At 46.9% G+C, this 14978-nt stretch carries 4 protein-coding genes, 1 rRNA gene and 1 pseudogene; 5 read left to right on the forward strand and 1 reads right to left on the reverse strand.

The genetic code is table 11. The annotated features are described in order from the left end of the window. Window positions 1-87 (forward strand): 5S ribosomal RNA (rrf, locus tag J2Z65_RS28845); the annotation flags it as partial. An 89-nt stretch (window positions 88-176) separates the two neighbouring features. Here the strand turns inward: rrf and J2Z65_RS28850 are convergent. Further along, window positions 177-944: pseudogene (locus J2Z65_RS28850) on the reverse strand (class I SAM-dependent methyltransferase). Between the two features lie 274 nt (window positions 945-1218). Here J2Z65_RS28850 and J2Z65_RS28855 point away from each other — a divergent pair. The 4 genes from J2Z65_RS28855 to J2Z65_RS28870 all read left to right on the forward strand — a co-directional run bounded on the left by J2Z65_RS28855 (window position 1219) and on the right by J2Z65_RS28870 (window position 14741). Next, window positions 1219-1497 carry a hypothetical protein gene (locus J2Z65_RS28855; protein WP_167055354.1) on the forward strand — a complete coding sequence of 93 codons (279 nt, stop codon included), beginning with the start codon at window positions 1219-1221 and terminating at the stop codon, window positions 1495-1497. A gap of 114 nt (window positions 1498-1611) precedes the next feature. Beyond that, the gene (locus J2Z65_RS28860) at window positions 1612-2559 is read left to right on the forward strand and encodes a bile acid:sodium symporter family protein (RefSeq protein WP_167055357.1); all 948 of its coding nucleotides are present in this window, start codon (window positions 1612-1614) and stop codon (window positions 2557-2559) included. A gap of 881 nt (window positions 2560-3440) precedes the next feature. Continuing rightward, complete coding sequence (locus tag J2Z65_RS28865; protein ID WP_167055360.1) at window positions 3441-8897, forward strand: Ig-like domain-containing protein; 5457 nt, start codon at window positions 3441-3443, stop codon at window positions 8895-8897. 111 nt (window positions 8898-9008) lie between these two features. Continuing rightward, the gene (locus tag J2Z65_RS28870; RefSeq protein ID WP_205300924.1) at window positions 9009-14741 is read left to right on the forward strand and encodes a beta-galactosidase; all 5733 of its coding nucleotides are present in this window, start codon (window positions 9009-9011) and stop codon (window positions 14739-14741) included. Window positions 14742-14978: the final 237 nt, after the last annotated feature.

Here is a 14978-nt window from a genome sequence, read left to right on the forward strand (position 1 = left end):
GTTCCCATCTCGAACACGACCGTTAAGCCCTCCAGCGTCGATGGTACTTGAACCGCAGGGTTCTGGGAGAGTAGAACGTTGCCAAGCAGTATGACTTCACTATAAAAAGTGGGGTCTTTTTTTTACTTTTTTGTTTCCCTTATATTTATGGGGATTAATGGCACTCTTTGGTTTACTTACTTTCGTATCGCTTCAAAAACAAATTCCTGCGTCCTATTAGTCGGTGCTTTGCCATACTCAAAATCAGCCGATACGATCACATCCGAAAAGCCGATGCTTTCTAAAACGAGTTTAAATTCCTCGATTCCATACCAACGTAAAGCAAAACGCTGCAATTCGGTCTGGATCAGTGCGCCGTTACGCCATTTTTCATATATGATATACGAAACTTTGTATTAATTGAAGAAATCTGCTTCTACAAGCTTGCCTTCCATTGTGATGATGTCTCCATTCGGTAAGTTGAATGTTGACGTTCCACCAAACTGCCCACACTCAAAGTTCGTGTCAGGCAGGAAAATATCAAGAATAAGACGTCCACCTGGCTGAAGGTGTTGATAAAGTCGCCTTAAAGCGTTAAGTGACTCCTCTCTTTTTTCAATCAACAAAAAAGAACCACCTGGAATAATAATAGCCTCATATTTATTGGGTAACGAAAGTTCTTGGAGATTTGAGTCATATAAATGGGGGACTAACTTTCGATCTTCACAACGTTGACGGCAAGAAGCCAGCATTTCAGGAGAGTAATCAACTCCATCTACAAGAAGACCTGATTCGAGAAGCGGAATGATTACACGCCCAGACCCGACCATTGCTTCAAGAATAGGACCCTTACAATGTTTAAGTCTGTCACGGTAATATTCTAAATCACCGCCAAGAGATTGACCGATTTTTTTAGTGAGGTCATAGACTTCTGTACATAGTTCTCCATAGTAGCTAAAAGACATACACATATCCCTCCATGAAATGGGTTTACTATTTTAACTCCAATATAGGCGATAGGAAAAATTTGGTCTATGGTACAATACAATTAAAACAAAATTTACCTTTTTAAGTCTAGGGGTTCGATTCGGCTTATATATGCCCCCATGAGCCAGAGGAAGGCTGTGAATGTCATAAACGAGGAAGCATCACCTGACTTTGTTGTCAAGGACCTCCTAGACGCAGCAAAGTGGTTAGTTGGAGACCATGACAATCAAAATAAAAACATGGAGGCCTAGTATGAAAAATCCTACCAACAATCCATTTAATGTCGAGACACTTGATTCAAATGTAAAACAAACTCAGTCGGATACGCTAGACGAGAGAGCTTCCTTTAACGATGTAATCCAACATGGGGATATTGTTCAAGGCTTCCAAGCTCCTAAACGATTAGAACAATTTCCAAAGTGGTATCAGAATCCCCGAAGAATTTATGCAATGCTATCGGTACTCGGTTTTGCTTTGTATATGATCTATCAGATTATCCAAATTATCACGGCTATCGCATCAGGGAAGTAGATGGAATTGGATTACGCCGAAGCTGATTTTGGGCAAGCCGGGTAGATTTTTCAATAACTTTGGAGTACAATAGTTTAATTCTAGATATTACATCATAAGTGAGGTTTAGCAGAAATGAATGCAGTTGCAAAAGTAAGCAAGTTTGTAGGAGGAACATTTTCTCTGTGGGTCATTGTATTTGCTTGTCTGGGATTTTTTTGGCCTGAGGTCTTTAAGCCGTTAAAAGGTTACATTTCCATTTTTCTTGGCATCGTCATGTTCGGGATGGGACTTACGCTGTCCTCTGCCGATTTCCGCGAAGTATTTCGTCGTCCGCTAGAAGTGTTGATTGGCGTTGTCGGCCATTATATTATTATGCCGCTGCTAGCCTATGTGCTGGCGATTGTGTTGAAGCTCCCGCCCGAAATAGCGGTTGGCGTCATTCTCGTCGGCTGCTGTCCGAGCGGCACTTCCTCCAATGTGATGGCGTTGCTTGCAAAAGGTGACGTTGCGCTTGGTGTTTCCATCGCTTCGGTTTCTACGCTGATCGCGCCGCTGGCAACACCAGCTTTAATCAGCCTGCTTGCGGGACGCTGGATGCCGATTGATGGCGGAGCGCTCATTAAGGACATTCTAATGGTTGTTATTCTCCCTATTATTCTTGGTGTTATCGTAAAGAGTCTGTTTAAAAAACAAGCCGAAGCCAGCGTTCAGGCGCTTCCGCTCGTATCCACACTGGCAATTGTCATCATTGTGGCTATTGTAGTAGGCGGCAGCAAAGCCAAAATTATTGAAAGCGGGTTGCTTATTTTTGCAGTCGTCATTTTGCACAATGGTCTTGGCTATTTGTTGGGTTACGGGTTCGCTAAGCTGTTCCGGATGAATTATAGCAAACGCAAAGCGATTATGTTTGAAACAGGGATGCAGAACTCCGGTCTTGGAGCTGCTTTGGCTTCTGCTCATTTCAGCCCGATCGCAGCCGTTCCGAGTGCAATCTTTAGTGTGTGGCATAACATTTCCGGTTCCCTGATGGCCACTTGGTTTGCGCGCCGTGCTGAGAAAGAGGACTTGAAGAAAAGCTAAGCTGCATTTTTACTACGAAAATGTTAATTGGAGAGTTAAGAGTCGGTATCCTATGCGGGTACCGGCTTTTTTTTGCCATGTATCTACAAAAAACAATCAGTGACAATGAGCGCAACTAATGACTATTTGCGATATATCGCCACAAGAACAGCCTTCAACAGACGATCTGAACAAGCGGGGACTATCGACGGCAAACAGAACCCTCCATTAAGATGAGACTAGTTGGCTTTGAAGCATTTTATCGGAAAGCTGTTTCAGCCCAATACGTAGCATCGGGACTATCAGCTGTCATTGATGCGGCTGCTGGTTGATCTCCTTAAATTCGGGCAGGAATTGTCTATCCCTCTGGACCGGATTATCGAATTGATATGGCTAAGAAATGGCTTAAGGAATGCTAGGCATGACGCCGGGACAATACCGTGAAGAAGGGTAGGTGTGATGGGGCAGAATCCTCTTATTTGAAGATCATGAGGATTCTGCAATCAATTATATTAGAATATTCATACAAAAAATGAGGATTTCAAATGTACACAAAGATGAATATCAAGGATAATAAGTAATGTAGCATGCAAAGGGAGATACGATTCGTATCTTCTTTGATAAGAAGGAGGCGAGAGAATTTTTTAAAAAATGAAGAGAATATTTTGGGGTTGCGGCGATATCGATAGATACGGAAGGCATGATAAAGGCGCAATGTAGAGATAATCCAACGAGCGGTCTATTTCGAACAGATGAAACGGAGGAATGTTTGACTCAAAATGATGAATGTAATCCAAAGAACGATCCTATTGCCCAATCGTTATTGTAAGCGCTTACCCACAAATTGAAGCGTTTCAAGATTCGAAAAAGATGCAAATTGTGTACAGGGAGGATTAGGGAGAATGAAATTTTCATGGAAAATTATAGGGATGTTAATGGCAGTAGTCATGCTGAGTCCATTGTCGTTAAACCTTGTCGCATACGGTGCTCCAATGATTGCTTCTGCCAATGCGACTACCATAGCAAATGACGGAACCCGTAATATCGACTTTAACGATGACTGGCAATTCTATCTTGCAACACGTACTCCAACCGTCAATACGGGTGGGGTAAAAAACGGATTGCAAGACCCTGTGGGTGCACCTAGTACGGCGGAGATTATTAATCCCGCTTTCGACGCTAGTTCATGGAGAACCGTTAATGTCCCTCACGACTGGAGTATTGAAGGACAGAAGGTTTCCACGGGAAGCAACTCTCAAGGCTACCTGCAGGGCGGTTTGGGATGGTACCGGAAAAGCTTTGTTTTGCCAGATACGATGAGCGACAAGAAAGTTTCCATTGACTTTGATGGTGTCTACGCTGACTCGATTGTGTACGTTAACGGTAATATGATTGGTGAGTATCCAAGCGGTTATACAGGATTCTCTTATGATATTACGCCATATCTCACATATGGGAATGATAACCCGAACGTTATCGTTGTTAAGGTACAGAACATGTCCCCATCAGGACGCTGGTATACAGGATCAGGTATTACAAGACCGGTTCACCTGGTTGTGACTGACAAGACACGCTTTCTACGAAATGGCATTACGTATTCAACTGATCATCTGGAAGCTCTCTACAATGCAGCTCACAGCGCAGATTTGATTGTGAGTGCCGATATCTATTCTGAAGCTTCCAACGGTGTTGCTAAGATTCGGACCTCCGTCATCGATGCTAACGGTAATGTCGTAGCGACTAGTACGAGTGATCCAGTTGATTATAATCCCTCAACAAAGCTCACTTTGAACGATGGCATTATGGTACCTAACGTTCACCTGTGGTCTACGAACGATCCGTACCTCTACACAATTCGTACTGAACTGATCACCGAGATTAATGGAGGGACGGGTCCAAGTGTTGTAGATACACTGGATACCTCTTACGGTTTCCGCTGGATTAAGATGGCGCACGTGGATACCACGAATGCCAATACGATTGCTAATTCCGGAGGTTTTTATCTCAATGGCGTTTATACCAAACTTCAAGGTGTTGATCTGCATCATGATGACGGATCGCTTGGAGCTGCAAGCAGCCTGGATGCCGCCATGCGTAAATTCAAAATCTTGAAGGATATGGGTGTTAATGCTTACCGCACATCCCACAATCCTCCAAGCAGAGAGGTCATCGCTGCCTGTGAACGCCTCGGTATCGTTGTCATGGAAGAAGCCTTTGATGGATGGGGGGCTGCCAAGGCGACATATGACTTCGGAAACTGGTTCTTGACAACTGTCCCTGAGGAATGGAAAGGGTCAACTCTTGCTCCGGTTCCTTCGACTCCAGGCGCTCAATACATGTGGAGTGATTGGGTCATCCAAGAAATGGTTAACCGCGACAAGAACTCACCAGCCATTATTATGTGGTCCATAGGCAACGAGATCCGCGGAGTTGGCACTAAGCCTGCGTGGATGAACACTCAAACGATGTATGGCGTAAGCGCATTCAATGAGTATAGCGAGTCCATCCGCTTGATGCGTGATGTACAGGCATTGGATCCGACTAGACCCATTGTTATGGGGGGCGACCAAGAGCGGACACCGCCGTCAACCACCTCAAGTCCTTGGGGGCTCATTAACAATACGCTAAACGGTTATGGCCTTAACTACAACACAGCTCAATCCGTCGACGTTCTAATGACTCGATTCCCGAACACGTCCTTCTTTGAGTCCGAATCCTCCTCTCAAACGAGTGCTCGCGGGGTCTATCAGGATCCGAGCTTGGTGAATACCGGTGTCAACCAGACGCCAGGTTCTCGCGGGACATCGTCTTACGACAATAACTTCGCATCTTGGACGATGGGTAACGAGTATGGTCTTAAAAAAGACCGTGACCGCAAGGCATTTATCGGACAATTTATCTGGTCCGGCTTTGATTACATTGGTGAACCTACTCCTTATAGCATTTATCCGGTAGGTGTTTCTTCTTTCGGTGCTATCGATACCGCAGGCTTTCCTAAGGATTCCTTCTATCTCTTTAAGAGCCAATGGAACCCGCAGCCTATGGCGCATATCCTTCCGATGAACTGGACCAATTGGCGTCAGGGAGAGACGGTCGATGTTTGGGTAAACACGAATCAGCAAAGCGCAGAGCTTTTCTTAAACGGTGTTTCTCTCGGCCGCAAGAGTTTCGACGTAAAGACAACGAATTACGGGAAGCAATACTATGAAACATCTGAAGCTACTCAAGATGACAAACTCAACACAAGCAACACAAACACTGGCGGTTACCTCAGCCCTAACGGAAGCAGCGGTAAGCTGCACTTAACATGGAAAGTACCGTTTACGCCCGGTACCTTGGAGGTTAAGACTTATGCAGATACGACCAGTAACGTGGTTACAGCGACGGATGTAGTTAAAACGGCTGGCCAAGCGTACATGGTAAGTATGACTCCTGACAAAAAGGTAATTACAGCAGACGGCAGAAGTCTTTCCTACATTGAAGCTGATATTATCGACAAGGATGGAAATATAGTCCCGGATGCCGGCAACCTGGTTAAGTTTGACGTAACTGGCGGTGCTATCGTCGGGGTGGACAACGGCAAGCAGGAGAGCAGCGAGCTCTACAAGTGGGGGAATGTTGAGCGCAATACGCACTCCGAACGCAGTGCATACAATGGCAAGGTTCTGGTGATTGTTCAATCCAACAAAGGCCAAACGGGTCCAATTACGGTCAATGCCTCTTTTGATGGCTCTTTGCCAGCACAGGCTACAGTATTTGCTCAAGCAGCGAACGCGACAGGCAACGCGGGCATTGTGCCGGTAAACGTTAGCGTTATGAAAGACAGTATCGTTAACCTGCCGTCAAGCGTTACCGTTGTTCATGCGGATGGCACGACTTCTCAGTCCTCTGTAAATTGGACGAATGTCCCATCCACAAACGTAGTAGGAACTTTCCAGGCTACTGCGCAAGTAGACGGTCTCCAAGCAGTTGCTAACGTGAGCGTATACGATTTTGCTAATGCTTCCGTTAACCTATCTGTGGCAGCAGGTGACATTCCGGTCTTGCCGGCACATGTAAAAGTCGACTTTACGAATGGTCTCAGTGTAAGCATGCCGGTCGTTTGGCCTAGTCTTACATTAAGTCAGGTTCAGTCTAGCGGTGCCCTAACGGTTGAAGGCCAAATTGCAGATCTAGCTCATAAAGCAATTGCCACAATCAATGTTTCGAATTCCTTTACGCCAAACGTTAATCTTGCTGCTAGTGCAGCAGGAACAGGGGCCCAAGATACTGTTTCGGCAACGGGACCCGTAGCTACAGCAACGTTCACAAACGGAACCTCCTATCCGAATTTAATGTTGGATGGAAATAAGACTAGCGGAGGATGGACCAACAAATACAGTATTGCTGCAACGGCAAACTTGCCGGCTGTCAACAATACACGTCCTTATGAGTTTGTGCAGGTAAACTGGCCTCAATTCAATACCTTTAGTTCTATCAAGCTGTACTTCACCACGGGTGGTTCTGCACCAACAACCAATCTGCCGAAATCGCTAGATGTTCAGTATTGGGATGGTTTACATTGGGTTTCTGCAGGCAACCAGAACGTTGTATGGGCAACTGCATCTAATCAAGAAAGCGCAGTAACTTTTAACATGGTCACCACGACAAAGATTCGAATCGGCATGGAGAACGCAACTCCGTACTCGGCCACTGCCGGCGGTATGACGATCACCGAGCTTGAAGTCTACGGCAACAAGCCTAAAGACCTTGCGATCACGAGTATCCAACCGGTTAGTGTTACAACACAAGCAGGGGTAGCACCTGTATTACCGACAGTCGTTCAAGCCGTGTATGAGGATGGATCAACGGCACAGACTACTGTCACTTGGGATAGTATAGATGCCTCCTCCTATGCACAGCAAGGAAACTTCGAGGTTCAAGGCACAGTGAATGGTACGACCATCAAAGCCAAGGCGAGTGTAACGGTAACTCCTGCCCCGGCTAACACGAATATTCAGCTTGCTGCGAACCATCCGAATGTGACATCTGTCGATTCTACTGCACATACAGCGACAGTGATAAATGGAACAACGGTTCAACAAATCACAGATCAAGTGACATCGAGCGATGCCTCGAGGCAAACCTATATCGTTACGGATGCAGGTGGCACAGCCAAGACTTCCGGAGCGCTAGTGAGCGGAGATAAGCTCATTGTAACGGCTGCAGACGGAACGACGCAGGCTATCTATATGATTAATGTTGCTCAGCCGACTGCTGCAGATATCGCTTCTGGCATTACGAGCATAGCAGCACCGGCAAAAGATGCGACAAATCTGACGCTCCCGACTGTACCTGACGGCTATACGGTGACGATAAAGAGCTCAGATAATACGTCGGTCATTCAAACCGATGGAACGATTATCCCGCAAAGTGCAGATACGACGGTGAATCTCGTCCTGGAAGTGACCCGGACATTGGATGGTGCAAAAGCGCTTACTGGCAGCCTGCCAGTCGTTGTACCGGCCAAAACGGTCGCAGCAGCACCTGCGGCAACGTTAACTGAAACAGGCGCCGTATATCCAGGCCAATCGTTTGATCTAACCTATGGATTAAGCAATCTGGGTTCTATCGTAAATGGAGGCGTATATGCGGAAGAATTGACTGTCAATTATGATCCAACTCAATTGCAGTTAGGTACGGTAGCGCCGTTGAAAGATGGTATTTTTGTAATCCAGGCAGGAACGCCTGGGCACGTTCGAATCATTTCGGCGAGTCAAGGAGCCGCTAATGCCATTATGAGCGACAACAGTGCAGCGATCTTGAAGCTGAGCTTCCAGGTGAATCCAGCGGTAGTAGCGGCGACCAGTACCGTCTCCTTGTCGGAAGTAGCTGTTTCTGATAGCCATGGAGTTGAAACGCAAATACAAGGCGCATCCAGCAGCGTACAAATTACGACCGTGGATAAAACAGCGTTAAATACGCTGATCGCAACCGCACAAGCGAAATACGATGCGGCTGTCGAAGGAAGCAACCCGGGACAATATCCGGTTGGATCGAAAGCGGTTCTTCAAGCAGCGATCACTGCTGCGCAAACCGTGGCCAACAACTCGGCAGCGACACCAAATCAAGTGGGGCAAGCGGTGAATGATTTGAATGCAGCGCTGCAATCCTTCCTTGCATCGATCAATGTTGCGATTCCTGGGGATCTGAGCGGTGACGGCAAAATCAGCATCGGCGACTTGGCTATTGTGGCTAGTCACTATGGAGAAACGAAGAGCAGTCCGAACTGGCTGGCGAGCGCGGATACCAATAACGATGGCGTGATTGATATTACCGATCTTGCGAGCGTAGCACAGAACATTATTTCGCAACAGTAATTGTCTATACAAAGAAGAAATGGTTGGGGGAGGGCATTTATGCCTTCCTCTAATCCTTCAATCACAAATATCCGTTTGTCGATGAGCCCAACTAGAGAGGTAGGAAAAAATGTGAGTGAGTTAATAAAACGTTTTAAAAAAGCAAGTATTCCCCTTATGAGCATTGGCCTTTCGGTTTCGTTGGTATCGGCACCAGCTGTGTCGTATGCCGATACACAACCAGCTGCGCCTCAACAGAATCAAGGGACATTTACTCTGCCTGCCTCACAAGGGTTAACCGGATCGCACACCGTGTCCTTCGATCATTACTCGCTTATGATCGACGGCAAGCGAACGTTCATCTATGCCGGTGAGTTTGATTATTGGCGTCTTCCAAGCCAATCCGAATGGCTCGATGTGTTACAGAAAATGAAGTCAGCGGGATTTAATGCGGTTAGCATTTATTTCAACTGGAACTACCATTCTCCTTCACCTGGACAGTATGATTTCACAGGTATTCGTGATGTGGACAAACTGCTTACCTTGGCACAACAAGCTGGGATTTATGTCATCGCAAGGCCGGGTCCATACATCAACGCCGAAACCGATGGCGGGGGATTCCCCGGATGGCTCATGACACAGTCAGGTAAAGCACGCACGTCTGCAGCCGATTATACGGCGGCCTATCGAGAGTGGCTGAGTCAAATTAATGCGATTATTGCCAGACACCAGATTACAAACGGTGGAAGCGTCGTTCTGTATAATGTAGAGAACGAGTATACGGGTTCAGATGCGACCTACATGCAGCAAATTGAGGACAAAGCTCGTGCGGACGGAATCAATGTTCCTTTGTACCACAACGACAAGAGCGGTCCTCAAGGAAAATGGGCAAGCGGAACGGGCGCTGTCGATATATACGCGTATGATAGTTATCCCAGCCTAGGTGGTCTTCCAACCTATTATGGAGATTCGCATAACTTTGCTCCCAATAGTCCTGTATTTGTCGCTGAACTCGGTGGTGGTTGGTTTGATCCTTGGGGGGGACCAGGGTATTCATCAGTAGCGTCATCGCATAACGCCAATTATGAAAACATCATTTACAACCACGTGGTGTCACAAGGCGCTACCATGATGAGCATTTATATGACATACGGAGGAACGAATTGGGGATATCTACCATTTCCGGGTGTGTATTCCTCCTATGATTACTCAGCGGCGATCAGCGAAAGTCGTCAACTTGGAGCAAAATACAACGAGGAGAAACTTCTTGCCACGATGTATCAAACGCTGACACCACTGACGAAGACCAATCCTTTAAGCGTAACAGCTCCAAGCAATGCGAATCTAACGGTGAATGGATTGAAAAATCCGGATACGGGAACCCAGTTTTACGTGTTGCGGCATAGCAATGCAGCATCGACAAGCAACGATACAACAACCCTCAACATGACAAGTGCGGATGGTTCCTATACGATCCCGAAGAAAGCTGGTACTTTCATTCAAGTAAACGGACAAGAGTCTAAATTTCTAGTTGCCAACTATGCGCTAGGCTCGCAGCATTTGGTATATTCGACATCGAACTTATATACGTATGCGACACAAGGAAACCGGGATACCGCTCTCTTCTACGGCGGGCAAGGGTCAGACGGTGAAACGGTTTTGCGATACGCTGCACAACCAACAGTCACTGCTTTATCTGGGAACGTAACATCGACCTATGATCCAGTAAGCGGCGATTTGCGTCTTAATTATACACATGATGGGAGTGTTTCGAAGGTTCTCATCCAAGAAGGTGGCAAAGAGCTGCTGCTTCTTCTGACGACCGAAATAACAGCGCGAACGTTCTGGCGAGGGGATACAGGGAATGGGTCTGTACTGGTAGAAGGACCCTATTTGTTGCGCTCAGCATCGACCGATGCAAACGGAAACCTAGCACTTCAAGGTGACAATGATCAAGCGACGCCGATTGAAGTATTCGGTGCACCAACAAACCAAATCACATGGAATGGCGTTGCAATGGAAACAGCAGTAACACAATCTGGATCCTATACATTTTCCCTTGCTGATCCAGCGCCAGTTACGATTCCGCAGCTAACCAATTGGAAGTTTTCCTATGAAACACATGAAGCAAACCCTAGCTTTAATGATTCCGCATGGATCAATGCGGATCACACAACAACTAATAATCCGACAAAACCTTCGACTCCAACGGTTTTATATGCGGATGATTATGGATTCCATCACGGTATGATCTGGTATCGCGGTCACTTTACCGCAAGCGGAAATGAAACGGGAATTACACTCGATGGGGAAGGCGGAGACAACGGTGCATATGCTGTGTGGCTGAATGGTTCGTATCTCGGTTCTTCCTTAAGCGGTACCAAAGTATTCTCATTTCCATCCAATGTTTTGAATAAAGACGGTGACAATGTGGTATCGGTCATGGTGCAAAATATGGGACATGACGAAGATGGAGGGTCCAACGATTCTCAGAAAAATCCTCGTGGCCTTGTCCAAGCGTCTTTCCAAGGCGCATCCACATCGATTGCTTGGAAGATTCATGGCAATGAAGGCGGACAAGTTCTTGGAGATCCAACTCGCGGCGTGATGAATGTAGGCGGACTATTTGGAGAAAACAACGGATGGGCGCTGCCAGGTTTCCCAAATCAGTCTTGGAGCGACGTAAGTCTTCCGGATAATTGGTCACAGCGTGGACTTCCAGAAGGTGTTGCGTGGTATCGGACATCTTTCAATTTGAACTTCCCAATGATGAGTGATGTTCCACTTGGATTAAATATTAGCGATTCCGCATCCAAGAACTATCGGTCATACATCTACGTCAATGGATGGCTTGTCGGTCAATATATTAACAACTTAGGACCTCAGCATCTCTTTTCCTTGCCGCCTGGGGTATTGAATCCAAATGGCAACAATGATGTAGCGATTGCGGTTTGGGCGCTCGACGGAGCATCAACGGGGCTTGGCCAAGTAAGTCTTCAAGGACTTGGGAATTATGCAGGCGGCGTTCCTGTACAAGTGAACGATAGTCCGGACTACGGTACTCTATTTTCCGGCAAAACCCCAACGGTTGCTGACAACGCAGTGTTGTCATTGTCTTCTCCTTCTACAACCATTGCTGGCGGACAAACACAAACGATCACAGGCGTTCTTACAAACAATGGAACTGGGCCTATTCAAGTGAGCAGTGTGAATCTGAATGCTCCATTAGATTGGACAGTTTCGTTAACGAGTGCGAGCGCAAGCGGAAGCCTTCAACCGGGTCAATCGCAAAAGCTGCTGTGGAACGTAACACCTCCAAGTTACTACCCGGGGTATCAGGTGCAGTTGTCTGCAAACGCGACCTATACCGATACAAAAACGGATAAAACGAGTGCGTTGCTGCAGCTAGGAAACGCAGCGATTTCCTCAACAGCTGTTTCTGGAGTTACGCTTGATAAGTCGATTTTGCATCTCGTTCCAGGTACCACAATGCCGTTGGTTGCGGTCATTACGCCTTCAGATGCTTATAACAAAGCAGTTAAATGGAGTTCATCAGATCCAACTGTTGCAACTGTAGACCAAAATGGAAACGTAACTGGCGTTGCGCTTGGAAATGCAGTGATCACTGCAAAAACAGCGGACGGCGGATACTCAAAATCAGCTGACATTACCGTACAAGCAGATAAAACAGCTGTAACGGGTGTAAGTGTCAATACGACTATGTACCATTTTGCTTCGGATTATTTTTCAGCATCGAATCCGACTGCTTATGCACCAAAAACACAGTTGGTTGCAAACATTCAACCCTTTGATGCGACAGATACACGTGTAACTTGGACATCCGATAATCCGACTGTTGCAACGGTTGACGCAATGGGCGTGGTAACAGGGCTTAAAGAAGGTAAGGCCCGGATCAACTCCACCACACAAGATGGTGGATACACAGTTACGACGGCCGTTTATGTTCCGACGATAAGTGAAAGTTTTGAAAATCAAACATCAGGTTCCAGTTGGAATGTTACAAAGGGCAGCACAGCAGGTGCGATTTCCGCAGCGGTTGGTCCTGCTTCAAGCGTGACGGGCCAAGTGCTCAATTTCACCGGTGGTGGAACCGGTGCTCGAAGTGCTTACAAAACATTTGCCACACCGATTGCAAACAACAAAGTGGAGCTTATGTTTGATTGGAATGTAGGCTCTCCAAGTGGGGGTACGGGACAACTTCGAATTCAAGACAGTTCCCATAACACGTATGTTGCAATTGGGGTTGCGGCAGGCGCGACAAGCCGGCTTGTGTATACAACAAATCCTACTGTCATTACTTCCGGCGCTGCACTTTCTACATCCAATGCAACACAGGTCGCGAATAGCGGGTTTAATACAGCAAATGCGACGTACCATGTAGATGCTGTTCTTGATATGGTAACGAAACAAGTAAGTTTCACACTGACCAATGCAGCCGATGCAGCGCAAACTGTGACGGTTACCGTTCCGTATGCAACAGGCGTCACCTTCAATAATAATTTCGGTGGGCTTGAACTTTACGCAACACGAAATTCCGGCGCTACAATGGCGTGGAGCTCATGGCTCGACAATTTCAATGTATATAAATTGTTGACAGTCAATAAAACGGCGCTAAATGCAGCAATTGCCACCGTACAAACATTGAATAGCAATAGTTACACAACGGCATCGTGGGCTTCACTGCAAGACGTGTTGACGGCGGCTGGCAGTGTGAACAATAATGCGAATGCCACACAAGAGCAGGTTGACGCAGCAACAGCAGCACTGCAGACGGCTGTAACAGGACTGCAGGTATTGGCGGGAGCGACGTTAACAGGCAGCGGCACAGCAAACTCCGGACAATCGTTTACGCTGACTTACGGCCTGACAGGAGTTTCGCAAAATACGTTTGCACAAGATATTACGTTTACCTACGACCCGCAGAAACTGGATTTTGTTTCAGCGGATTCGTTGAATGATCATTTTATTATTGTCGATAAAGTAGCCACATCAGGTCAAGTACGTCTGATTACTGCAAGTGTTGGGGCAGACCATCAGACGAATGGAAATTGGTTGACCTTGACGTTCCGTGCCAAATCAACGGAATCGACGGCCACAACGGTAGCGGTAACCAAGGTGGTTATTGCGGACGATACGGCTGTTGAAACACAAGTGAACGGCACGTCACATAGCGTGCAAATCACGGCGCTAGACACGACGGCGCTTAGCGCATTGATTGCTAATGCCCAAGGACAGCACGATGCGGCAGTGGAAGGAATGGGGGCAGGACAATACCCTGTTGGCTCGAAAGCAACGCTTCAAAGCGCCATTGACAGTGCCAAGGCGGTACTTGCGAATACAGCAGCTACGCAAGCTGATATTACGCAGGCGGTAAACAACTTGACCGCGGCATTGCAAACATTCACGAACTTGATTGTTGTCGTGGACACGACCGCGCTTAGCGCATTGATTGCTAATGCCCAAGGACAGCACGATGCGGCAGTGGAAGGAACAGCAGTAGGACAATATGTTCCTGGCTCGAAGGCGGCACTGCAAACCGCTATTGACAATGCAAAAGCGGTGATTACTAACGTGGCAGCCACGCAGGCAAACGTAGATCAAACGGTAATCGACTTGAATGCGGCATTGAATGCGTTCAAAGCCTCGGTGGTTCAACGTACGCCAGGCGATGTAAACGGAGACAGTGTAGTCAGCATCGGTGACTTGGCACTCGTGGCCGTAGCATACGGTAAGACATCTGCGGATGCGGATTGGGATCAATACAAGGTTGCCGATATCAACGGTGATAGCAAAGTCGACGTTCTTGACCTTGCAGCTGTTGCTAATAGGATTCTTCAGCAGTAAAAATAGGTGGGAGAGGTCAACCAGTGAAAACCGGTTGACCTCTTTTGACATATAAGATTTTTATGTTTGGAGGGGGACAACAGGTCGCTATTTTACCCAAAAGATCCCTTTGCGTGAGGGAGTGGGAACCAGGGTCCACTATTTTGCCATTTGACACATAATTGGACGAGATGGAGGTTGAATAAGAGCCTGTAGTTCCCCTCCAACCCACGAAATTCGGCTTTTTGCTTAAATAAG

Origin of the sequence: Paenibacillus aceris, from assembly GCF_017874035.1 — a bacterium.
GTDB classification, from domain to species: domain Bacteria; phylum Bacillota; class Bacilli; order Paenibacillales; family NBRC-103111; genus Paenibacillus_E; species Paenibacillus_E aceris.